The organism is Bradyrhizobium sp. STM 3562, assembly GCF_045571435.1.
In the GTDB taxonomy this organism is placed as follows: Bacteria; Pseudomonadota; Alphaproteobacteria; order Rhizobiales; family Xanthobacteraceae; genus Bradyrhizobium.
In genome coordinates, this window is record NZ_CP120694.1 from 972,302 (window position 1) to 995,008 (window position 22,707).

A 22,707-nucleotide genomic window follows, 5' to 3' on the forward strand; every position below is an offset into this window, starting at 1 on the left:
GAAAATGTGCTTGCGAAGGGCAGGTCAGTTGGAGCGGCGCTTGGCCGTGACTTCGATCTCGACTTTCATCTCGGGCTTGAGAAGCGCGGCGACCACGAGCAGCGTCGCGGCCGGTCGGATTTCGCCCAAGTACTCGCCGCAGACCGCGAAATGGGCATCGGCGTCCTTGACGTCGGTGAGGTAGTAAGTCGCGCGGACGATGTCGCCCATCGAAAAGCCCGCTTCTTTCAAGGCGGCTTCGATGGTCTTGAAGCAGTTGCGTGACTGGCTTGTGACATCGGCAGGCATGGTCATGGTGGCGTAGTCGTAGCCGGTGGTGCCGGCCACAAAGCAGAAATCGCCGTCGACCACCGCGCGACTGTAGCCGGCGGTCTTTTCAAACGGGGAGCCGGTCGAAATCAGACGGCGTGACATTAAATACCTCCGCTTGCTGGGGTTCCCTGGCGGCCAGCGGGGCCGGCGCGATCCAATAAAAGGCTTGGCTATCTCAGTGCGAACGCTGTGTCACGTCGGACTGGGGGCCTCTTTCGCCGCCCCAGCGGCGGACCAGAATGTCCCTGACGATCATGACCGCCACCATCACCACGACGATCGTGGTGATGATGCTGCGCGCGAACGAGGGTTCGACCCGGCGCGGCGTTGGCCGGTTTGCGAATGCCATGGTCGGGACCTCAGGCCGCGTGCGGGACCAGCCGCGCGGCCTTCTTCGCGCGGGCCGCCCCGGCCTTGATCCTGGCTTTGGCCGCTGCGCCGGTTGGCACGATCATGCCCCAGGCACCGTCCAGCGCACCTTCTCGTAATTCGAGGCCGAGCAGGCGCTCGCGTTCGAAGGCGCCGGGCAGCATGAGTTCGGCGGTCTTCGCGGTCGAGAAGCCGAAGCGGGCGTAATAGGGCTCATCGCCCAGCAGGATGACCGCGCGATGGCCGCGCGCACGAGCCGCCGCAAGCGCGCGGGCCATCAGCGCGGCCCCGACACCAAGCTTGCGGCAATCAGGATCCACCGCAAGCGGGCCGAGAACGAGCGCCGGGACTCCCCCGGCGCTGACGTGCCACAACCGCACGGTCCCCACAAGCTTGCCCTCGCGCACCGCCGAGAGGGCAAGGCCGTCGGCAGGCGCCCGTCCGTCGCGCAGGCGCTGACAGGTGCGCGTATGGCGGTCTTCGCCAAAGCAGGCATCCAGCAGCGCTTCACGCGCAACGATGTCGGAAGCACGCTCCGCACGGATCGCGAACGAAGCGCCTTGCGAGGGGAGGGCAACGGGGGTGTTCCGCAAGTCGGTCATGGCACGTCAGTCCCCGCTTGGTTCGCGTGCGCAAAGCCACGCAGCCCAAGCGTCGTCGGCAAATCTGTTTGTTGGGAGGGAGCCGACGCATCGGCTCCCGCTCTCTCATCTCCTCCGCACCGCGGAGGGTGCTCAGATGTGGTAGGTCTTGAGCGGCGGAATGCCGTTGAAGGCCACCGACGAGTAGGTCGACGTATAGGCCCCGGTCCCCTCGATCAGCACCTTGTCGCCGATCTCGAGCGTCACCGGGAGCGGATACGGGATCTTCTCGTAGAGCACGTCCGCGGAGTCGCAGGTGGGCCCGGCGAGCACGCAGGGCGTCATCTCGGCTCCGTCATGCGGGGTGCGGATGGCGTAGCGGATCGACTCGTCCATGGTCTCGGCCAGCCCGCCGAACTTGCCGATGTCCAGGTACACCCAGCGCACCTCGTCTTCGTCGCTCTTCCTGGAGATGAGCACGACCTCGGACTCGATGACCCCGGCATTGCCGACCATGCCGCGTCCCGGCTCGATGATGGTCTCCGGGATCTGGTTGCCGAAATGCTTGCGCAGCGCGCGGAAGATCGACCGGCCATACTGCACGACCGGCGGCACATCCTTCAGATACTTGGTCGGGAAGCCGCCGCCCATGTTGACCATGGACAGGTTGATGCCGCGCTCGGCGCAGTCGCGGAACACGGTCGCGGCCATCGCCAGCGCGCGGTCCCACGCCTTCACCTTGCGCTGCTGCGAGCCGACATGGAAGGAGATGCCGCAGGGCTCCAGACCCATCCGCTTGGCGAGGTCGAGTACCTCGACCGCCATCTCGGGGTCGCAGCCGAACTTACGCGACAGCGGCCATTCGGCGCCGGCGCAGTCATAGAGGATGCGGCAGAACACCCGCGCGCCGGGAGCGGCCCGCGCGACCTTCTCGACTTCGGCGGCGCAGTCGACCGCGAACAGCCGAATGCCGAGCGCGAAGGCGCGCGCGATGTCGCGCTCCTTCTTGATGGTGTTGCCATAGGAGATGCGGTCGGCCGTCGCACCGGCGGCCAACGCCATCTCGATCTCGGCCACCGTCGCGGTATCGAAGCAGGAGCCCATCGAGGCGAGCAGCGCCAGCACCTCAGGCGCGGGATTGGCCTTCACCGCGTAGAACACGCGGCTGTCCGGCAGCGCCTTGGCAAAGCTCAGATAGTTGTCGCGCACGACCTCGAGGTCGACGACGAGACAGGGCTCGGTGTCGAGACCCTTGTTGCGGCGATCGCGCAGGAATTCCCTGATGCGTTCGGTCATAGCACCCCTCCAAACGGCCTCAAGCGACGAGACCCGTTCAAAACGTTCTCGGACGTGGATGCTTCGGCGCTGCCGACGCGATGGAGGCGCGACAGGGCCTAAAGAACCCAGACCGAATTGTGCTGCCGTGGATTGGTTGGGAATTTTCCCGCCCGCTCACCTGGCAATGAAGGACAAGCCTTTTCAGTAGCCCGCGCCGGCGTTGGACTGCCGGTAGAGACCAAAAAAGCCCGCTCCGTCGTTGCTTTAAGTCGCGTCCCCCGTTGAGAACGAGGTGCGCCGGTTCGCCTCCGGCTGCCAGTCACGGTTGCAAGGGAGGAAGTGACCTTCAACGGCATCCCTTGAGAGAGATGCTGGCCTCTCGAGCGTTCGACCCAACGTTGTCTCGGTTGAGTCTCGGCCTTGAGCGACCCTCGGTTCTTCATCCCTTGGCGGCTGTCCGGCCTCTTGTCCGGATACCTACCGACTGACACACGACCACAGGCACGTGCGAAATTGGGCAAGCGTTGAGATAAGCTCTTTGACTCTGCTTCGCAAGAAAATTTTTAGGCTGAGGACAAGTTTGCCTAACGCGAACTTGCGATCGCGCGCGCGTGAGCATCGAAGATGAACGTGCGTTAAGTCTTTGCGCGCGAGCTACAAGCCTTTGCGAGAGAGCGACGTCGCACTTGTGCCGATGGCACAAGGCTTTCTTGCATCGAACAACTTACGCGCGGCGCGTGAACGGTTCGACGCGCGAGGCGTTGCGGACGAACGCGATCATCACGAACACGCCGAAGGCAAACAAGAGCGCCTGCAGGATGTGCGCGCCGGTGTCGCCGAGATCGAACAGGATGGCGAGCGCCCAGCCGCCGGCGAACGCCGCGCCGAACACTTCGGCGCCGATCAGGATCGCGGCGCTGATCACAGTGACGACGCTCGTCCAGACGATCCGGCGAGAGGTGGAGGTGGTTTCGGGGCTCTGCGAACTCATGGCTTCATCCTGGCTTTTTCGGGGGGCAATCTCCCCGAAAAGTGCTGCTGTATCAAGCGGAAAAGGCCCAAAAAAGCCCCATCGCGTGCTATATCTGGCCCAAGGTTTTAAGCGACAAAACGGATAATTCCGATGGTAGAAATCCTGCAGACGACGATGCTTCCGCAAGCGCGTGACAACCCGCTTTTGAAGGGCTGGGAGACGCCGCATCAGACGCCGCCGTTCGACGAGATCACGCCGGAGCATTTCCTGCCGGCCTTCGAGCAGGCCTTCACCGATCATTCCGCCGAGATCGCCGCCATCACCCACGACCCGACGACCCCGGACTTCGACAATACGATCACGGCGCTGGAACGTTCCGGTAAGTTGCTCAACAAGATCTCGGCCGTGTTCTACGACCTGGTCTCGGCCCATTCCAACCCGGAGATCCTCAAGCTCGACGAGCAGGTCTCGTTGCGGATGGCGCGGCACTGGAATCCGATCATGATGAACGGTGTGCTGTTCGGCCGCATCGCCATGCTGCACGACAACCGCAACGGCCTGAAGCTGACGGGCGAGCAGATGCGGCTCCTCGAGCGCACCTACACCCGCTTCCAGCGCGCCGGCGCGGGCCTTTCCGAGGACGGCAAGAAGCGGATGGCCGAGATCAACGAGCGGCTCGCCCAGCTCGGCACCACCTTCAGCCATCATCTGCTTGCCGATGAGCAGGAATGGTTCCTCGAGCTCGGCGAGGACGATCGCGAAGGGCTCTCCGACACCTTCATTGCCGCCGCCAAGGCCGCCGCCGAGGAGCGGGGCATGCCCGGCAAGGCGATCGTGACGCTGTCGCGCTCCTCGGTCGAGCCGTTCCTGCAGACGTCGGCCAGGCGCGACCTGCGCGAAAAGGTGTTCAAGGCCTTCATCGCCCGCGGCGACAACGGCAACGCCAATGACAACAATGCCGTCATCCTGGAAATCCTCAGCTTGCGCGAGGAGAGCGCGAAGCTGCTCGGCTATCCGACCTTCGCCGCCTACCGCCTCGCGGATTCGATGGCCAAGACGCCCGAGGCCGTGCGCGGCCTCCTGGAGCGGGTCTGGCAGCCGGCGCGGGCCCGCGCCCTTGCCGACCGCGACGAGCTGCAGGACTTGATCCAAAAGGATGGCGGCAATTTCAAGCTCGCGGCCTGGGACTGGCGCTACTATGCCGAGAAGCTCAGGCAGGCCAAGGCCAATTTCGACGACGCGGCGATCAAGCCCTATCTGCCCCTCGACAACATGATCGAGGCCGCCTTCGACTGCGCCACGCGCCTGTTCGGCATCACCTTCACCGAGCGCAAGGACATCCCGGTCTGGCACCCGGATGTGCGGGTCTGGGAGGTCAATGACGCGAGCGGCCGCCACAAGGCGCTGTTCTATGGCGACTACTTTGCAAGGCCGTCAAAACGCTCCGGCGCCTGGATGACCTCGCTGCGCGACCAGCAGAAGCTGGACGGCGAGGTCGCGCCTCTCGTCATCAACGTCTGCAACTTCGCCAAGGGGGCGGAGGGCCAGCCTTCGCTGCTGTCGCCGGACGAGGCGCGGACGCTGTTTCACGAGTTCGGCCATGGGCTGCACGGCATGCTGTCCAACGTGACCTACCCCTCGCTGTCGGGCACCAGCGTCTTTACCGACTTCGTCGAACTGCCCTCGCAGCTTTACGAACACTGGCAGGAGCAGCCGCAGGTGCTGCAGAAGTTCGCCCGGCACTACGAGACCGGCGAGCCGCTGCCGGAGGACCTGCTCCAGCGCTTCCTGGCCGCGCGCAAGTTCAACCAGGGCTTTGCCACCGTGGAGTTCGTCTCCTCCGCGCTGATCGATCTCGAATTCCATACCCAGCCGGCTTCAAACGTGCAGGACGTGCGCGCCTTCGAGCGCGCGGAGCTGGAGAAGATCGGCATGCCCGAGGAGATCGCGATGCGGCACCGGCCGCAGCAATTCGGCCACCTGTTCTCCGGCGGCTACTATGCGGCCGGCTATTACAGCTACATGTGGTCGGAGGTGATGGACGCCGATGCCTTCGGCGCCTTCGAGGAGGCCGGCAACATCTTCGATCCGGCCGTGGCCAAGCGCCTGCACGACGACATCTATTCCTCGGGCGGCTCGGTCGATCCGGAAGCGGCCTATGTCGCCTTCCGCGGCCGGGAGCCGGAGGCCGACGCGCTCTTGCGCCGGCGTGGATTGTTGGACGACGCGAAGGCGGCGTGAGAGCGGGCAGGTCCTAGCGCCGGCGCGATGTTCGTCAGTAGGCTCGGGCTCGATTGCTGTGATCGCGCAAGTCAGGCATCCGCGAACTCGCTCCATCTCCCCGGCGCGGAGAGATGAAGCGAGCGGGACAGTTCAACCCAATGTCCTCATGCCCTAGAGCAATTCATGGCTAGGCTGAATCGGGAGGGATTCCCCTGAGGGTTGGTTTGTGATTCAAGATGCTGGCTGGGCTGGGGGCCAGCATCTGATGAGCCGACCTCTTTCCAATGATCTGCGAGAGCGAGTGGTGGCGGCGGTGGCAGCTGGCGAGAGCTGCCGTACGGTAGCGGCACGGTTTGGTGTTGCAGTGTCGTCGGTGGTGAAGTGGTCGCAGCGCCATCGGGCGACCGGCTCGGTGAGCCCGGGCAAAATGGGCGGGCATCGCAAGCCGGTGCTGGAACCACACCGCGCTTTCATCAAAGAGCGGATCCGACAGACGCCGCATCTGACGCTGCACAAGCTGAAGGACGAACTCGCCGCGCGCGGGGTCAAGGTCTCGCACAATGCGGTCTGGACATTCCTGCGGCGCGAAGGACTGCGATTCAAAAAAACGCTGTTCGCCCTCGAGCAAGGCCGCGCTGACGTTGCGCGTCGGCGGCGACGCTGGCGGTCATGGCAGGCCAGCTTGGATCCCCAGCGCCTGGTTTTCATCGACGAGACCTGGATCAAAACCAGCATGGCCCCGCTGCGCGGATGGGGACCGAAGGGCGAGCGGGTGCGAGGTTTTGCCCCGCACGGCCACTGGCGAACGCTGACTTTTCTCGGCGCTCTGCGCTGCAATGGTCTCACGGCCCCTTGCGTCTTCGACGGGCCGATCAACGGCGAGTGCTTCCGAGCTTATGTCGAACAGCAACTCGTTCCCGTTCTCAAGCCCGGCGACATCGTCATCATGGACAATCTCGGCAGCCATAAGTCGGCCGCTCTGCGCCGCATCATCCGCGGCGCCGGCGCCAGGCTCTGGTACCTGCCGCCTTACTCACCAGATCTCAATCCGATCGAGCAGGCCTTTGCCAAGATCAAGCATTGGATGCGCATCGCCCAGAAGCGCACCATCGAAGACACTTGGCGTTGCATCGGCGACCTCGTCACAACTATCCAGCCCCGCGAATGCAGCAACTATTTCGCCAACGCAGGTTACGCTTCCGCCAAATCGTGAAACGCTCTAGCCGCTCGCGGCGGCACCTGCTTCCGCCGTCTTGACCGCCGCTACGGCCTGCCCATGTGCCTGCGGCCGCACGGCGCGGCCCAGCGCCATCAGCGGGAAGTAGTGCCGGTACATGTCATAGCGCAGCATGAACGCGCGCGAGAGCTCGGGGCCCTGCATCAGGCGGCCGGGCAAGGACGGGTCAGTGAGCTTGATGGTCTGGCCGACGCCATAGCCGGGAAAGCCGGTGCCGGTGAACTGCGGCTCGCGCCAGGTGCCGCCGGACTGATGCTCCACCAGGAACATGCAGCCGCGCTCGATCGCCTCGCGATCCCCAGGCCGATTGGCGGCGAGCAGGGCCATCAGCGCCCATGCCGTCTGCGATGCGGTCGCGGTGCCGCGGCCAACCGCCTTGATATCCATGTAGGACGCGCAGCTCTCGCCCCAGCCGCCATTGTCCTGCTGATGCGCGACCAGCCAGTCGCAGGCCTTGCCGATGAACGGCTGGCTCATGTCCTCGCCGATCGCCGCGAGCGCCGGCAGCACGGCGCCGGTGCCGTAGACATAGTTCACGCCCCAGCGGCCGAACCAGGGGCCATCGGGCTCCTGCTCACGACGGATGAAGTCCAGCGCGCGAACGATCGAGGGATGCTGGCGCGACATGCCGAGCTTGCCGAACGCCTCGATGACATGCGCGGTGACGTCGACCGACGGCGGATCGAGCGCTTCGCCGTAATCGCAGAACGGGATCTTGGTCAGGATCTTCTTGTCGTTGTCCTTGTCGAAAGCGCCCCAGCCGCCGCCTCTGCTCTGCATGCCGACCAGCCAGTCGACGCCGAGCCGGATCGCTTCCTCGATGCCCCTGGCCTTCCATTTCGGATCATGACGCAGCGGTGCCAGCGCGATCAGCGCCACCGCCGTATCATCGACATCGGGATAGTAGTTGTTGGCGTATTCGAAGGCCCAGCCGCCCGGCTTGACGTGAGGAAGCTTCACCGACCAGTCGCCGGGCACGCGCACCTGCCGGTCCAGCACCCACTGCACCGCCTTTTCGACGGCTTGCGGATAATCGCCGATCGCGCCGGCATCGTCGAAGGCGAGCAGCGTCAGGATCGTGTCCCAGACCGGACTGTTGGTGGCCTGGATGTAGGTCGCATCCCCTACGTCGACCCGCCAGCCGGGGTCGTTCAGAGCATCGAGGCCCTTGGCCAGGACCGGATGGTTGACGGGATAGCCCTCCGCATAAAGCGCCATCAGCCCGTAGATCCAGGGCGGCTGGATTCCGCCCCAGGCGCCGTCGTAGTCCTGATGCCGGATCATCCATTCGGTCACGCGGCTGACCGCCGCGTTGCGCCACAGCCCAAGGTTCAGCCGGTTACCGAGGTTCTGCAGGGCGTGAAGCACCTTGTCGGCGCCGCGGAAGAACTTGTCCCAACCGCCCGCGCCGGCCTTGATCGGCAGTTCGTAATCGAACTTGTCGCGTCCTTCGGGGAACAGCGCGTCGAGCCGGTTTTCAGGCGGCAGCGGACGGCTCGGGCGGCGTGCCGAGAGCAGGGCGATCGGCATCAGGGTTGCGCGCGCCCATTGCGCAAAATTGTAGATCGAGAACGGAAACCAGACCGGAAACCAGATGACCTCCGGCGGAATGTTCGGCGTCTTCTCCCACGGCCACTCCCCGAGCAAGGCGAGCCAGTAACGGGTGAAGACGCGGATGTTGCGCAGGCCGCCTTTCGCGGCGATCCATTGGCGGGCGCGAACCAGCGCAGGCTCATCATCACGATAGCCGAGCGAGCGCAGCGCGGCGTAAGCCTCCACCGTGGTGTTGATGTCGCCATTCGGCGCACCGTAATAGACCTGCCAGGCGCCGTCCGGCCGCTGCGTATCGAGCAGCGACTGCCCCAGGCGCTTGCGCAAGGGGTGATTTTCGAGCCCCATGAACCAGAGCGCGAGGCACCACTGCGCTTCCATGCAGGCGTTCGATTCCGCGCGTCCCACCCAGTGTCCATCCGGCTTCTGGTGCTCGATCAGCCACTCCGCCGCGGCCCGCACGCTCGATTGCAAGGCGGTGCGGAAGTTGTGAGGGTCCCTCGTCGTGCTCTCGAACGTCGAGCCGTTCAACGTCATCAGAATCTCCCGGCGGCCTTCGCGAGGCGCCTTCTCGTCGGTCTAAATCCTGCCCGCCGTATAGGTAATTTTTCCGGTGAAGCCAATTCGGCCGGGCCGCGCAGGGATGAGATCAAACGCGGAACGAAAAATCGCGCGGGGGGCGAACTTCAGATCGGCAGGTAGCCGCGGATCAGCGGCAGGAAGAAGATGGCGACATTGATGATGAAGCCGACGCTCCAGAGGATCGAGCGCAGGCTGGGGCGGTTGCCGATATAGGTCAGCACATAGGCCATCCGCACGATCAGGAACAGCACCGCCAATTCGTTGATCAGGCCCTGCGGCGCTCCGCGGAATTCGGCGAGCAGCACGGCGATTGCAAAGAACGGGAACGCCTCGATGCCGTTCTGGTGCGCGCCCAATGCGCGGGCGCGGATCCCGTCTTCATAAAAGGCGGGATCGCGCGGTTTTGAATTGTCATAATCGCGAAATCCCAGCCATTTGATCGGGACGATCGTCAAAAAGTAGAGCGCCACGCTGGCGAAAACGCAGTATTCGGCGATCGTCATTCGTCACCCCGCCAATCCGCGCGGGACACTAGAGCATGATCCGGAAAAGTGGAAACCGGTTTTCCGAAAAGATCATGCTCAAACAAAGAGATGAGATCATGATCCGATTTCGTCCAATCGGATCATGATCCAGCCAACGGCGGCTTGGCTTGACAAGGATGGTGCAAGGCGCCAATCCAGCTCACGCTATGACGGCGGTGCTTCCCAGGGAGAGCGCGAAGGAAAGCGCGATGCAAGGCGTGAAGACGTCGGCCACGCCGAGCCTGCCGCGCGTCGGCGTGCTTCTGGTCAATCTCGGCACGCCTGACACCGCCGACGCCGAGGGCGTGCGCGTTTATCTGAAGGAGTTCCTGTCGGACCGCCGCGTCATCGAAGACCAGGGACTGCTCTGGAAGATCATCCTCAACGGCATCATCCTGCGCAGGCGCCCCAGGATCAAGGCGCGCGACTACCAGAAGATCTGGAATAACGAAAACAACGAATCCCCGCTGAAGACCATTACCCGCTCGCAGGCCGAGAAACTCGCCTCCGCCATTGCCGACCAAAAGCATGTCGCGGTCGAGTGGGCGATGCGCTACGGCAACCCATCGATCCGTTCGGGCATCGAAGCGTTGACGGCGCGAGGCTGCGACCGTCTTCTGCTGGTGCCGCTCTATCCGCAATACTCCGCGGCGACGTCGGCGACCGTCTGCGACGAAGCCTTTCGCGTGCTCGCGTCCTTGCGCGCGCAACCGACGCTGCGCGTGAGCCCGCCTTACTATGACGATCCCAATTACATCGAGGCGCTCGCGGTCTCGGTCAACGCCCATCTTGCGACGCTGCCGTTCGAGCCGGAGCTGATCCTGGCCTCCTATCACGGCATGCCCAAATCCTATGTCGATGCCGGCGATCCGTATCCTGCGCAATGCGCCGCGACCACGGAAGCGCTCCGCGAGCGGCTTGGCCTCGACAATTCGAAGCTCCTGATGACCTTCCAGTCGCGCTTCGGCAATGAAGAATGGCTGCAGCCCTACACCGACAAGACAGTCGAGCGGCTGGCGAAGGAGGGCATCAAGCGCCTTGCGGTGGTGATGCCGGGTTTTTCAGCCGATTGCCTGGAGACGCTGGAAGAGATCGCCGGCGAGAACGCCGAGATCTTCAAGCACCATGGCGGCGAGCAGTTCTCCGCCATCACCTGCCTCAACGACAGCGCGTCCGGCATGGACGTCATCCGCCAATTGGTGCTGCGCGAGCTGCAGGGCTGGATTTAGCGATCGGTTGACGCACTGGTGTGATGGCAACCGCCCGCGCTGCGGGGAGAGAAACGTCAGTCCTCCTCCCGCCTGCTCCAGCGCTCGGCGAATCGATGCAGCGGCAGAAAGGTTTCGCACAGCTCGCGGCCGAGCGGCGTCAGTCCATAGCCTTCCGCCGGCGCGAGTTCAATGAAACCGGCCGCGCGCAACTCGGACAGGCGCGCCTGCAGCACTGTGGGAGAAGCCTCGTCGCAAGCCGCCCGCAAGGCACGCGAGGTCAGCCTGTCGCCGCGCAGCTCCCACAGAATCCGCAAGCTCCAGCGCCGGCCCAACAGCTCGAGCAGGACCATGATTGGCCGGCCCGTGCGTGAGCCGCGCACGCTGCGCGTCTTCAAGGCTCGTTTCGGCAACGCCGCCCTCCCTTGTCGCTCCGCTACGGATATTGTAGCATCGCTACAATAATTGTAGCAACAGGGCCGGCCATGTCGTCAACGATGTCACGCATCACGCCGCTTAGTCCGCCTTACCCGCCCGAGATCCAGGCCCAGTTCGATCGCATCATGCGCGGCGCGCCGCCGTTGATGCTGTTCCGTGTGATGGCGGGCCATGCGCGCGCCTGGGACAAGTTCCGCGCGAGCAGCCTGCTCGATCCGGGCCCGCTGTCATTGCGCGAGCGGGAGATCGTGATCGACCGCACCTGCGCGCTCGCCAGATGCGAGTACGAATGGGGCGTTCATGTCGCGATATTCGCAAAGGCCGCGCAGCTCACCGAAACCGAGGTCCGCGCCACTGTGCAGGATGGCGCTGAGGCGTCGTGCTGGTCGCAAGCCGAAAAGGCGCTGATCGCCGCCGTCGACGCCCTACATCACCGCGCCACCTGGAGCGAGGCGGAATTCGCCGCGCTCCGCGCCCATTACGACGAGGCCAAGATCCTGGAGATCATCCTGCTCTGCGGCTTCTATCGCACGGTCGCGTATCTGGCGAACGGGCTCGCCCTGCCGCTGGAAGAGAACGCGGCGCGGTTTCCGCAACTCTGAACGTCATTGCGAGGAGCGAAGCGACGAAGCAATCCAGAGTCTTTGAGTGGCTCTGGATTGCTTCGCTTCGCTCGCAATGACGGCGATTAAGGAATCACGCTACCCCCGCGCGCAACAGATCATGCAGGTGCAAGATCCCGACCGGCTTGTTTGCTTCCGTCACGATCAGCGTGGTGATCTTGGCCGAATTGAGCAGCTCGATCGCTTCGCTGGCGAGCGATGAGGTGTCGATGGTCTTGGGATTTTTGGTCATGACGTCATCGACCGCGGCGGTGATGAGGTCGGGCCGCATCTGGCGGCGCAGGTCGCCGTCGGTGATGATGCCGGCAATGCAGCCGCGCCCGTCAACGATGGCGACGCAGCCAAAGCCCTTGGCCGACATCTCGACCAGCGCGTCCGCCATCTTCGTGCCCAGCGGCTTGATCGGCACGGCCTCGCCCGTGTGCATGAGATCGCTGATGTGCTTGAGCATGGCGCCGAGCTTGCCGCCGGGATGGAAATTCGCAAATTGCGACGCCGTAAAGCCGCGGCTTTCCAGAAGCGCGATCGCGAGCGCATCGCCGATGGCGGCCTGCATCAGCGTCGAGGTGGTCGGCGCCAGATTGTGCGGGCACGCTTCGCGCACCCTGGGCAATTCCAGCACGGTCCGCGCCGCCGCACCCAGCGACGATTCCGCGTTCGAGGTTACCGCGATCATCGGGATCGCAAAGCGCGCGGAGTAATTGACGAGGTTCTTCAGCTCCGGCTGCTCACCGGACCAGGACAGCGCGACGATGACGTCATCCGTGGTGATCATGCCGAGGTCGCCGTGGCTGGCTTCGGCTGCGTGCACGAAGAAGGCGGGCGTGCCGGTCGAGGCCAGCGTGGCGGCGATCTTGCGCGCGACATGGCCTGACTTGCCGAGCCCGGTGACGATGACGCGCCCGCGCGCCTGGCGGATCAGCTCGACCGCGGCAGCAAAGGCCGCGCCCAGCGGGCCGCGCAAGGCTGCGGCCATCGCGGCAATGCCGCTCGAGCCGACGTCCAGCGTGCGCAGGGCCGATTGAATGGCGTCGGCATGGTCGGGTGATGTCGCCATGAGCGGTTTGGTTTGAGGCATGTCGCTTTCCAGGGAGGAGGCCAGACGGCAGTTACGCAATGCTTAACATGCCCGTTGAGGTGGGGCGACGGCGCCCGTCCCGCCCTCAACGGGTCATTAACCATAATTGTTTTAACTCCATTAACGACATGTTCCGCAAGGCCTGCGTGCCCGGCCGGAAATGTTCAATGAAGTGCATGTTTTCGTTGGGGTTTTTTCATCGTGGGGTGGGGGCCGGAAAGGGGCCGGGAGACTGGCGCGCTCGTCTTGCGCGCGGGCGTGGCTTGCCTGGGGCTTGCCGCCTTCGCCCCGTCCATCGCCGGCGCCCAGACGCTGACCTCCGACCTGTTCAATCCGCAGCGCGGCGCCTTCGTCCCGGCGCAGGAGATGCCGTTCCGCAAGATCGGCGACGATAGCGCCGATGATTCGGCAGGGTCTTCGCCGCCAAATCCCAACCAGGTGAGCTCGCTCGCGCCCGGCACGCCGGCACCGGTCGGGCAGTCTCCGACCTTCGGGCTGCCGGCGGGCGAGAGCATCGGCGATGCCGGCTTCGATTCGCTCAATCGCAAGCGCAAGCCGCCGAAATATTATCCGGGGCAGGCGCGGCCCAAACCGCCGCCCGGTCCCGGCACGCCGCCGCCTCCGCCGCCGCAGGTCAATGCGGTCGGCGATCTGCGCCTCTCGATCCCGCCTTCGGAGATGGCCGCGAGGCCCCCGGTGCCGCCGTCGGTGGCCGGCAGCGTGCCCGGCCAGCCGCCGCGCCGCCGGCTCAAGCTGGACGATGATCCGTTCGGCGCGGTCGGCGATTATGCGGGGTCGTTCCTGGTCAAGACGGCGGTGGAATTGTCCGGCGGCTACGACAGCAATCCCGGCCGCCTCAACGAGCCGCGCGGCCTGCCGTCCTGGGTGGTCGCGCCGGAGTTTCTGGCGGTCTCCAACTGGGACCGTCACGCGCTGGTTGCCGACCTGCGCGGCTCCTTTACCGGCTATGGCGGCAGCCTGCCCACGACCATCGATGGGGCGGCATCGCCGGCGCCGACCAATGTCGACCGTCCGAATTTCATCGGCCATGTCGACGGGCGGCTCGATGTCTCCAGCGACACCGACATCACCGCGCAGCTCCGCTTGAACGTCGCGACCGACAATCCCGGCAGCCCCAACGTGCAGGTGGGGCTCAAGAGCTATCCGATCTACACGACCCTCGGCGGTACGCTCGGCTTCGACCAGCGCTTCAACCGCCTCACGATTTCCGGCGGCGCGACGGTCGACCGCACCTCCTACCAGAACTCGACGCTCGCCGACGGCACCACCTCCTCCAACGACGACCGCAATTTCAACCAGTATGGCGGGGTCGGGCGCATCTCCTATGAGGTGCTGCCGGGCCTCAAGCCGTTCGCGGAAGTCGAGGGCGACACCCGCGTGCATGACCTGCAGTTCGACCGCAACGGCTATCAGCGCGATTCCTCCGGCGGCTATGCCAAGGCCGGCACCTCCTTCGAATTCACGCGCCTCATCACCGGCGAAGTCTCGATCGGCTATGCCGCGCGCAACTATGTCGATCCCCGGCTGAACCGGCTGGACGGCCTGCTCACCTCGGCCTCGCTGATCTGGACCGCGACCCCGCTCACCACGGCCAAATTCTATTCCGACACCCAGATCGCCGAGACCACCGTGCCCGGCACCTCGGGCACGCTGATCCACACCTATACCTTCGAGGTCGATCACGACTTCCGCCGCTGGCTCACCGGCATCGGCAAGTTCACCTACGGCACGCTCGACTACCAGGGCGACAACCGCAACGACACCACCTACTCGATCGAGGGCGATGTCATCTACAAGATGACCCGCTATCTCTGGCTCAAGGGCACGCTGCGCTACGACGCGCTGGATTCCAACGTGGTGAACGCGAGCTCGAAGGCGACGGTGGTGATGCTGGGGGTGCGGCTGCAGAATTAGCGCATGATCCGGACAAAGTGGGCACCGGCGTTCCGAAAAGATCATGCGCAAAACAAGAATCTCAAACGTCGGTGGCCTTTCACGCGGTCGCAGGGCTAGCGCATATCCGGATCGCGCTGCAGGTTCGGTGCGCCTTATCTGGTTGGCCCACAAGCTCGTCATGCCCGGCCTTGTGCCCGGGCATCCACGTCTTGGTTTCGCGTGGCGAAAGACGTGGATGGCCGGGCCTTCGCCTCGCCGAAGGGGCTTCGGCCCGCAGGCGGGACAAGCCCGGCCATGACGATCCGGAAACATCGGCGCAAGAATCCGGCGGCGCCATATGCGATAGCCCTACACCTGACAGGGCGCCGCGGAAGATCGCTGCTCGCTCACATATTGACCTTGCCCCGCCAATCCGCTTGCTTGGGCGTAAAGCAAACCTTCCGGGAAGAACGCCAGGAATCATCTCCAGGAATCACCACCATGTCTTTCGTGCTGGCCATCGATCAGGGCACCACATCCTCGCGCGCCATCGTGTTTCGCGGCGACATTTCCATCGCGGCGGTGGCGCAAGCCGAATTCCCGCAGCACTTTCCGGCCTCGGGCTGGGTCGAGCACGAGCCGGAGGACATCTGGACCTCCACCGTCATGACCTGCCGCCATGCGTTGGAGAAGGCGGGCCTGAAGGCAAAAGACATCGCCGCGATCGGCATCACCAACCAGCGCGAGACCACCGTGGTGTGGGATCGCGCCACAGGACAAGCCGTGCACCGCGCCATCGTCTGGCAGGACCGCCGCACCGCCGACATCTGCGCGCGGCTCAAGGCCGAAGGCCTGGAGCCAGAAATTTCGCGGCGAACCGGCCTGATCATCGACCCCTATTTTTCCGGGACAAAAGTCGCCTGGATCCTCGACCAGGTCCCCGGCGCCCGCGCCCGCGCGGAAGCCGGCGAGCTGCTGTTCGGCACCGTGGATTGTTACCTGCTGTGGCGGCTCACCGGCGGCAAGGTGCACGCGACCGATGCCACCAACGCCTCGCGCACGCTGCTCTTCAACATCCACACCGGCGAGTGGGATGAGGAGCTGCTGAAGATCCTGCGCGTGCCGCGCTCGATGCTGCCGGATGTGAAGGATTCGTCCGCCAGCTTCGGCGAAAGCCTGCCGGAATTGTTCGGCGGCGCGATTCCGATCGCTGGCATCGCGGGCGATCAGCAGGCCGCAACCATCGGCCAGGCCTGCTTCACGCCCGGCATGATCAAATCGACCTACGGCACCGGCTGCTTTGCGCTCCTCAACACCGGCGCCACGCCTGTTGCGTCCAAGAACAAGCTGCTCACCACCATCGCCTATCAGCTCCAGGGCAAGCGGACTTATGCGCTCGAAGGCTCGATCTTCGTCGCGGGCTCGGCGGTGCAGTGGCTGCGCGATGGCTTAGGGATCATCAAGCAGGCCGCCGAAACCGGCCCGCTCGCCGATCAATCCGATTCCATGCAGAGCGTTTACCTGGTGCCGGCCTTTGTCGGCATGGGCGCGCCCTATTGGAATCCGAACGTGCGCGGCGCGCTGTTCGGGCTCACGCGCAACACCGGCCCGGCCGAGCTCGCGCATGCCGCGCTCGAAAGCGTCTGCTACCAGACGTTCGACCTCTGGGAAGCCATGCGCGCCGATTGGCCGGAAGCAAAAGCCGCCAACATCGTGCTGCGCGTCGACGGCGGCATGACGGCGTCGGATTGGACCATGCAGCGCCTCGCCGATCTCTTGAACGCGCCGGTCGACCGCCCGATGATCCAGGAGACCACGGCGTTAGGGGCCGCCTATCTCGCGGGCCTTGCCGCCGGCGTCTATCCCGAACCGTCAAAATTCGCCGACAACTGGCGCTTGGAATATCGCTTCAAACCGAACATGAGCCAGGCCACACGCGAGCGCAAGCTGAAGGGCTGGGCAAGGGCGGTGAGGGGCGTGCTGGCGAGTGATGGGGGGTAGGGGCAGCCGATCGCTGCCGCGATTTCCCCCATCATCCGCGAAAGCGGATGATCCTGTATTCCAGAGACGTCGTAATAACATCGCGACAGCACGGCATGCTGGATACCCGCATGGGCGGAGTATGGCAGAATGGGTGAAGAGAGAAGGTATCGACCATGTTCCTCATCGGCCAATACGACTCCCCTTTCGTCCGCCGCGTCGCGATCGCGATGCGGCTTTATGGATTGAAGTTCGATCACAAGCCGTGGTCGACCTTCGGCGATGCCGACAAGATCGCGCCCTATAATCCGTTGCGGCGGGTGCCGACGCTCGTGCTCGATGACGGCGAGGCGCTGATCGATTCCGCCGCGATCATCGATTATCTCGATGAACTCGTCGGCCCCGACAAGGCGATGATCGCGCCCAACGGAATTGAGCGTCGCAGGCATTTGCGCATGATCGCACTGGCGACTGGTCTTGGCGACAAGTCGGTGAGCCTCGTTTACGAGAGCGTGCTGCGCAAGGAGCAATTAAAACTCTGGGTCGATCGCTGCGAGGCGCAGATTTCAGGCGCGCTCGATGCGCTGGAGCAGGAGCGCGCGACAACGGCGAGCCCCTATCTGTTCGGCGAGCGCATCGGCCATTCCGATATCGCGATTGCCTGCGTGCTGCGCTTCACGAGCGAGGCGCATTCGCATCTGTTCAATACCGATCGCTATCCGGCGCTGGCCGCCCACGCCACGCGTTGCGAGGCGCTGCCGGCGTTCAAGGAAATCGTCCAGCCGCTGGCGCCGCCGAAGGGGTGATCGAAAAGCGTTACCCGTAGGATGGGTTGAACGAACTGAAACCCATCGCGTTTGCGCCGACGGTTGATGGGTTTCGCTTGCGCTCAACCCATCCTACGGACTCCGCTAAGGTGATGGGTTTGCGCTCTGATCACTTCTACTGATCATCCGGCGGCAGCATGGGCGCCGGCGGCCGCGCTCTGGCTTGTTGCGGCAAAGGCGCTGCAACGGGCTTGCGCGCCGGGGCGGCGATCGGCCTCGGTGCCGGCGCTGTTGCCGACGCTGGGGTGGGCGCGCGCGGGGTCTGCTGGGAGACCCTTGGCTCGGAGGCCTTCTGCTCGGAAAGCTTGGCGATCAGGCGTGTCATTTGGTCCTGTCCCGCCTTGAGCTGCTCGACAGCCCTCGCATTGTCGCCGGCAATCTGGGCCTGGTCCGCCTTGAGCTGGGCCTGGTCCGTCTTGAGTTGGTCGATCGCCTGCTGCAGGTTTGTGACATCGCGCGCGATCAACTGCAGGAGCTCCGCCAGTTCGGCGAGCGACGGGGCGGCTGGCGCCGCGATTGCCTGCGGCGCCGCGTCCTGCGGTGCGGTCTGGGCCGCCGGCGTTGCGTCCGCAGCCGCCGGATCCGCCGCGGCCACCTGAACGGGGGGTGGGGCGGACTGCGCGGAAGGTGATGCGTTCTCCGCCTGCGCCGATGGCGTCGAGATCAGTTGCGGTGCCCATCGGGCGATCATCAGCTTGAGCGGCTTGCCATAGGACGACTGCGCAACGAACGCAGCGACAATGATGCCGGCCGCAAGCAGCAGGCCGGTGAGGCCACGCAGCATCGCGCTTCCACGGGATGCCCGCCGGCCGGGCGCGGCGGACGGATTGCGCCCCGTGCTGTGCTCCAGCCTTGAAAGCTGTTCGGTGACACGCGCGAGCTGGTCATCGGCGCGCGCGATCTGTTCATAGGCATGCGCGAGCCGTTCATCCGCACGCGCGGCCAGCATACCGTCGGCTTCAGTGGCGTTCGGTGTGGAATTCATTGGCACTCCCTTTCCCCGTTTCAAAATTACCCGAAGGAGGGCAGTCAGATTTCCACCAGAGCATGATTCGGACCCGAAGCGCCGCGTTGGCGCAAGGCGCCTGCCGGTTTTCCAAAAAGTTCATGCTCAGTCGAGGGGCTGGCGTGGGACGTCAGTCCAACCTGACCCCATCGCTCTTGCCACTCGACGACCTCTCAAGCACTCCGCTCAGTTTTGACCAAAGCATGGCTGTACGAAGGAGAGTCTGCGGCCGGACCGCGAAGTCTTTTGGGGAACCTGGAACGAATGTCTGCATCATCGGTCGCCGGGGGGGCCTGGCTTTCGCCAGGATGGCCAAACAATCTGGCTGCCGCTCGAGAAAATCGTCGCCGCTTCGCTGGCGTGCATTTCAGCGACTAAAAAATTGCATGCGCCAAAAAACTGATTTCGCAAGCCGCATCAAGCTGATTTGGGTGGTCCAGATCCGCGCGCAAAAATATTCCGCTTTGTGATCACCCCAAATCAGTCGCATCCTTCCCGCGTCCCGCCTCGATTGAAGAGGGGCGTGTCGCGAACGTCACGGACGTGGAGGCGGGATGCGGTGGACGCGGATGTATCGAAGACGAACGATACGGAAGCGGACGGCGAAGTCGTGTGGTCCTGGCGCCCCAAGGCTGGCGCCAAGTTTTGCGAAGATGCGTGACCGCATCTCGCTGGCGACGGTGACAACAAAGTCTGGCTCACCGGGGAGAGCGCGGAGTAAGCCGTAAAACCACTGCGCAGGGAATGCCGGACTGCTCCGGCTGAACCTGTCGGTCAACGCGCGCGCGTTGCGCAGTTTTTTGCGCGGTGGCCATGGGTGCAGCCTGCACCCGGCATTCCCTGCGCCCTCTCATTTTCGGAGGGGCCAGTCGATGCAAAGCTCGGGCGCGGATCGCGCGGCGAGAACGAAAAATCGTGTCGCCGTTCTTGTCGGGGCCAGACGCGGCCTGTCACCACTCCCCAGGATGAGGTCGTAACACGTGGGCACGACATCAGACCCTCATGGTGAGGAGCGCGGCAACGCCGCGCGTCTCGAACCATGAGGCCCATAGATGCAATACGTCAGCGCCGCCGCCCGGCCTACACCGGCACGCGCACGGTGGCGCGGAGGCCGCCCATCGGGCTGTCGCCGAGCATGATGTCGCCGCCGTGGGAGCGGGCGATATCGCGGGCGATCGCGAGCCCGAGTCCGGTGCCGCCCTCGTCCTGGTTGCGGGCGCCGTCCAGCCGCAGGAAAGGCTTGAACACCTCTTCGCGCATGTGCGCCGGAATGCCCGGGCCGTCATCGTCGACCATCACGGTGAGATAGCGGTGATCGCGATGCCCGGTGATGGAGATGGTGTTGGCGTGCCGCGCCGCGTTGGAGACGAGGTTGGCGAGGCAGCGCTTGAACGAGGCCGGCTTGACCGTGACCACCGGCAGCCCGCGGAAGGCCACGGTGGCGGAATGGCCGTGGCGCTCGGCATCATTGCGCAGCTCCTCAAGCGCCATCGCCATGTCGGTCGGCTGTGCATTCTCGCCGGAATCGCCGCGGGCGAAGGCGAGATAATCCTCGAGCATCATCGACATTTCGTCGACGTCCTTGCGCATGGCGTCGATCTCGGGACTGTCGCCGAGCAGCGCAAGCTCGAGCTTGAAGCGGGTGAGAATGGTGCGCAAATCGTGACTGACGCCGGCGAGCATGGCGGTGCGCTGCTCGATGGTGCGCTCGATGCGCGCCTTCATTTCCAGGAAGGCATGGGCTGCGCGTCGTACCTCGCGCGCGCCGCGCGGCCGGAACTTCGGTGCCTCTCGGCCCTTTCCGAAGCTCTCGGCGGCATCCGCAAGGCGCAGGATCGGCTTGATCTGGTTGCGCAGGAACAGCACAGAGACGATGAGCAGGATCGAGGAGGTCCCGACCATCCAGAACAGGAAGATCTCCGAGTTGGAGGCATAGGCCGCGCTGCGCAGCGCGAACACCCGCATCACCGCGTCGTCGAGCTGGATGCGGATCTCGACCAGGTTGGACTTCCCGACCGTGTCGATCCAGAAGGGGCGGCCGATCTGGCGGCCAATCTGCGCCGAGAGCGATTGATCGAGCAGCGAGAAGAACGGCTTTGGCCCCGGCGCCGGCATGTCGCCGACGGGGAGGAAATCGACCACCAGTCCCAGCCGCTGCTGGGCTATGCGGCGGATCTGCGCGCGGTCCTTGTCCTGCGGATAGCCCTTGTAGACGTCGATCAGCGCGGCGATGTCCTGCACCACCGCGGCCGAGAGATGCCGCGTCACCGTGTTCCAATGCCGCTCCATGAACACGAAGGCGACCACCGACTGCAGGATCACCATCGGCACGATCATGATCAGCAGCGTGCGCGCGTAGAGCCCGGTCGGCATCCAGCCCTTGAAGGCGCCGCCCAGCCGCCCATTGGCGGCGGAAACGCGCCCCGCGGCACTTCGCAGCAGAGTGAGGCCGGCGTCGATCGTGCTCATGGGGTGCGCACGCGTCTATCACCGTCATCCTGAGGTGCGAGCGTGAGCGAGCCTCGAAGGGTGACGGTCAAAGATGGAAGTTCGCTTCGATCCAACGCCATGGCGGCCCTAAGGCGAAGCGACCAGGCGGTAGCCGACGCCGCGCACCGCCTGCAGGAACAGGGGATTGGCGGGATCGCGCTCGATCTTGCGGCGGAGGCGGTTGATCTGTACGTCCACCGCGCGCTCATTGACCGTGCCGTTGCCGGTCAGCGCGCCGCGCGGCACGGTCTCGCCACGGCTTTCGGCGAGGATTCGCAGCATCTCGCGCTCGCGGTCGGTGAGGTGGATGATCTCCTCGCCCTGGCGCAATTCGCCGCGGCCGAGGTGGTAGATGTAGGGGCCGAAGGCGACCTGCTCCAGCGCCTCCGCGGGCGGGGGCGTGGTGCGCTTGAGGATGTTGCCGATCCGCAGCGCCAGCTCGCGCGGCTCGAAGGGCTTGGCGACATAGTCGTCGGCGCCGATCTGCAGGCCCTCGATGCGGGCCTCCGCTTCGTGCCGCGCGGTCAGCATGATGATCGGCACGGTGGAGGACTGGCGGATGAAGCGCGCCAGATCGAAGCCGGTCTCGCCCGGCATCATCACGTCCAGGATCAGCAGGTCGAAATGCAGGCCGATCAGCTTGGCTCTCGCATCGCTTGCGCTCATCGCGGTGGTGACGCGATAGCCTTCGGCGCAGAGAAACCGCGAGAGCAGATCGCGGATACGGCGGTCGTCGTCGACCAGGAGAATATGCGGTGCGTCGTCGGCCGGTCGCGGGACGGGGCGCGCGGCAATTGAGGCGAGAGGCACGATCATTCCTTTGCGCTGGCGTTTTTGAAAATCGTCTCCAGAACCTTGTCCGGTTCGTCGTGATCGATCATCGCGCGCAGGAAGCGCCGCACCGTTTCGGTACCGGAAGGGTCGATGCCGGCGAGCGCGCGCTCGATCCGCGTGGTCTGCAGCGTCGCGAGTTTGGTAACCAGCGCCTCGCCCTTGGGGGTGGCGAAAAGAAGGCGTTGCCGGCGATCGTTGCTGCCGGTCTTTTGCACGATGTAGCCTTCGTCCAGCAATTGCTTGAGCACCCGCCCCAGCGACTGCTTGGTGATGCGCAGCACGTCCAGGAGATCGGCGACTTTCAGGCCGGGATAGCGGGTGACGAAATGCATCACGCGGTGATGCGCCCGGCCGAAGCCAAAGGCCTCGAGCTCCTGATCGGCGTCGCCGACGAAATCGCGATAGGCGAAGAAAAGGAGCTCGATGATATCCCAGCGCAATTCGCCCCCGCGCGGTGCTGTATCCCGCGGCTCCGTCGCTCGGGAATCGGCGCTCGCCATGGCGCTTGCCTCGGCACTCGAGAAATTTATGTCAGCCATGTTGACGTTTCTAGGGTTCAATGTTACAAAACAATCAGCCGCCACGAAATATTAGATCGTTTCGTGCTGCGACGACGTTTTCAAGGACGTTCCAAGACGGGCAGAAATGCTCATATAAGCGGCATGCGCCGCGCCCCGATGTACCGTGCGATGTTCGA

Annotated in this window: 20 protein-coding genes; 7 read left to right on the plus strand and 13 right to left on the minus strand. The window is 64.6% G+C overall.

Going from position 1 to position 22,707, the window contains the following annotated elements:
* Positions 1-24: 24 nt before the first annotated feature.
* The 5 genes from P6U23_RS04565 to P6U23_RS04585 form a co-directional block, all read right to left on the minus strand.
* Positions 25-414 (minus strand): RidA family protein, encoded by a 390-nt coding sequence (locus tag P6U23_RS04565; RefSeq protein WP_407178400.1) that lies wholly within the window; start codon positions 412-414, stop codon positions 25-27.
* Between the two features lie 73 nt (positions 415-487).
* A complete protein-coding gene (locus P6U23_RS04570) occupies positions 488-661 on the minus strand; it encodes a hypothetical protein (protein ID WP_407178401.1) in 174 nt (57 codons plus the stop codon).
* Between the two features lie 10 nt (positions 662-671).
* Complete coding sequence (locus P6U23_RS04575; RefSeq protein WP_407178402.1) at positions 672-1,283, minus strand: GNAT family N-acetyltransferase; 612 nt, start codon at positions 1,281-1,283, stop codon at positions 672-674.
* A 132-nt stretch (positions 1,284-1,415) separates the two neighbouring features.
* The gene (locus tag P6U23_RS04580; RefSeq protein WP_407178403.1) at positions 1,416-2,558 is read right to left on the minus strand and encodes a type III PLP-dependent enzyme; all 1,143 of its coding nucleotides are present in this window, start codon (positions 2,556-2,558) and stop codon (positions 1,416-1,418) included.
* 706 nt (positions 2,559-3,264) lie between these two features.
* Entirely contained in the window at positions 3,265-3,531 is a 267-nt protein-coding gene (locus P6U23_RS04585) for a hypothetical protein (RefSeq protein ID WP_407178404.1), read from the minus strand.
* A 132-nt stretch (positions 3,532-3,663) separates the two neighbouring features.
* Between P6U23_RS04585 and P6U23_RS04590 the strand changes: the two genes are divergently transcribed.
* Both P6U23_RS04590 and P6U23_RS04595 read left to right on the plus strand, forming a co-directional pair.
* Entirely contained in the window at positions 3,664-5,754 is a 2,091-nt protein-coding gene (locus tag P6U23_RS04590) for a M3 family metallopeptidase (protein WP_407178405.1), read from the plus strand.
* Positions 5,755-6,001: 247 nt separating this feature from the next.
* On the plus strand, positions 6,002-6,949 hold the full coding sequence (locus P6U23_RS04595) for an IS630 family transposase (RefSeq protein WP_407176024.1): 948 nt from the start codon (positions 6,002-6,004) through the stop codon (positions 6,947-6,949).
* Positions 6,950-6,955: 6 nt separating this feature from the next.
* Here P6U23_RS04595 and shc read toward each other — a convergent pair whose 3' ends face one another.
* Positions 6,956-9,061: a squalene--hopene cyclase gene (gene shc / locus P6U23_RS04600; RefSeq protein WP_407178406.1), complete on the minus strand. Its 2,106-nt coding sequence runs from the start codon at positions 9,059-9,061 to the stop codon at positions 6,956-6,958.
* 149 nt (positions 9,062-9,210) lie between these two features.
* A complete protein-coding gene (locus P6U23_RS04605; RefSeq protein WP_407178407.1) occupies positions 9,211-9,609 on the minus strand; it encodes an MAPEG family protein in 399 nt (132 codons plus the stop codon).
* A 230-nt stretch (positions 9,610-9,839) separates the two neighbouring features.
* On the opposite strand from P6U23_RS04605, the gene hemH reads away from it, so the two are divergent.
* Entirely contained in the window at positions 9,840-10,859 is a 1,020-nt protein-coding gene (gene hemH, locus P6U23_RS04610) for a ferrochelatase (protein ID WP_407178408.1), read from the plus strand.
* 56 nt (positions 10,860-10,915) lie between these two features.
* Here the strand turns inward: hemH and P6U23_RS04615 are convergent, their stop codons facing one another.
* Positions 10,916-11,191 carry a winged helix-turn-helix transcriptional regulator gene (locus tag P6U23_RS04615; protein WP_407181324.1) on the minus strand — a complete coding sequence of 92 codons (276 nt, stop codon included), beginning with the start codon at positions 11,189-11,191 and terminating at the stop codon, positions 10,916-10,918.
* Positions 11,192-11,323: 132 nt separating this feature from the next.
* On the opposite strand from P6U23_RS04615, the gene P6U23_RS04620 reads away from it, so the two are divergent.
* Complete coding sequence (locus tag P6U23_RS04620) at positions 11,324-11,878, plus strand: carboxymuconolactone decarboxylase family protein (RefSeq protein ID WP_407178409.1); 555 nt, start codon at positions 11,324-11,326, stop codon at positions 11,876-11,878.
* A 94-nt stretch (positions 11,879-11,972) separates the two neighbouring features.
* On the opposite strand, the gene P6U23_RS04625 is transcribed toward P6U23_RS04620, so the two are convergent.
* The gene (locus P6U23_RS04625; protein ID WP_407178410.1) at positions 11,973-12,977 is read right to left on the minus strand and encodes an SIS domain-containing protein; all 1,005 of its coding nucleotides are present in this window, start codon (positions 12,975-12,977) and stop codon (positions 11,973-11,975) included.
* A gap of 201 nt (positions 12,978-13,178) precedes the next feature.
* Here P6U23_RS04625 and P6U23_RS04630 point away from each other — a divergent pair, with 201 nt between their 5' ends.
* From P6U23_RS04630 to P6U23_RS04640, 3 genes are all read left to right on the plus strand, one after another.
* The gene (locus P6U23_RS04630; RefSeq protein WP_407178411.1) at positions 13,179-14,912 is read left to right on the plus strand and encodes an outer membrane beta-barrel protein; all 1,734 of its coding nucleotides are present in this window, start codon (positions 13,179-13,181) and stop codon (positions 14,910-14,912) included.
* 462 nt (positions 14,913-15,374) lie between these two features.
* Positions 15,375-16,874, plus strand: coding sequence for a glycerol kinase GlpK (gene glpK, locus P6U23_RS04635; protein ID WP_407178412.1), 1,500 nt, complete (start codon positions 15,375-15,377; stop codon positions 16,872-16,874).
* Positions 16,875-17,029: 155 nt separating this feature from the next.
* Positions 17,030-17,659 (plus strand): glutathione S-transferase family protein, encoded by a 630-nt coding sequence (locus tag P6U23_RS04640; protein WP_407178413.1) that lies wholly within the window; start codon positions 17,030-17,032, stop codon positions 17,657-17,659.
* Positions 17,660-17,795: 136 nt separating this feature from the next.
* Here the strand turns inward: P6U23_RS04640 and P6U23_RS04645 are convergent, their stop codons facing one another.
* The 4 genes from P6U23_RS04645 to P6U23_RS04660 all read right to left on the minus strand — a co-directional run bounded on the left by P6U23_RS04645 (position 17,796) and on the right by P6U23_RS04660 (position 22,549).
* Entirely contained in the window at positions 17,796-18,665 is an 870-nt protein-coding gene (locus tag P6U23_RS04645; protein ID WP_407178414.1) for a hypothetical protein, read from the minus strand.
* 1,101 nt (positions 18,666-19,766) lie between these two features.
* Positions 19,767-21,155, minus strand: a complete 1,389-nt coding sequence (locus tag P6U23_RS04650; protein WP_407178415.1) for an ATP-binding protein — start codon at positions 21,153-21,155, stop codon at positions 19,767-19,769.
* 108 nt (positions 21,156-21,263) lie between these two features.
* A complete protein-coding gene (locus P6U23_RS04655) occupies positions 21,264-21,992 on the minus strand; it encodes a response regulator (protein WP_407178416.1) in 729 nt (242 codons plus the stop codon).
* Complete coding sequence (locus P6U23_RS04660; protein WP_407178417.1) at positions 21,989-22,549, minus strand: MarR family winged helix-turn-helix transcriptional regulator; 561 nt, start codon at positions 22,547-22,549, stop codon at positions 21,989-21,991. The genes P6U23_RS04655 and P6U23_RS04660 overlap by 4 nt, the downstream gene beginning before the upstream one ends.
* Between the last annotated feature and the right edge of the window lie 158 nt (positions 22,550-22,707).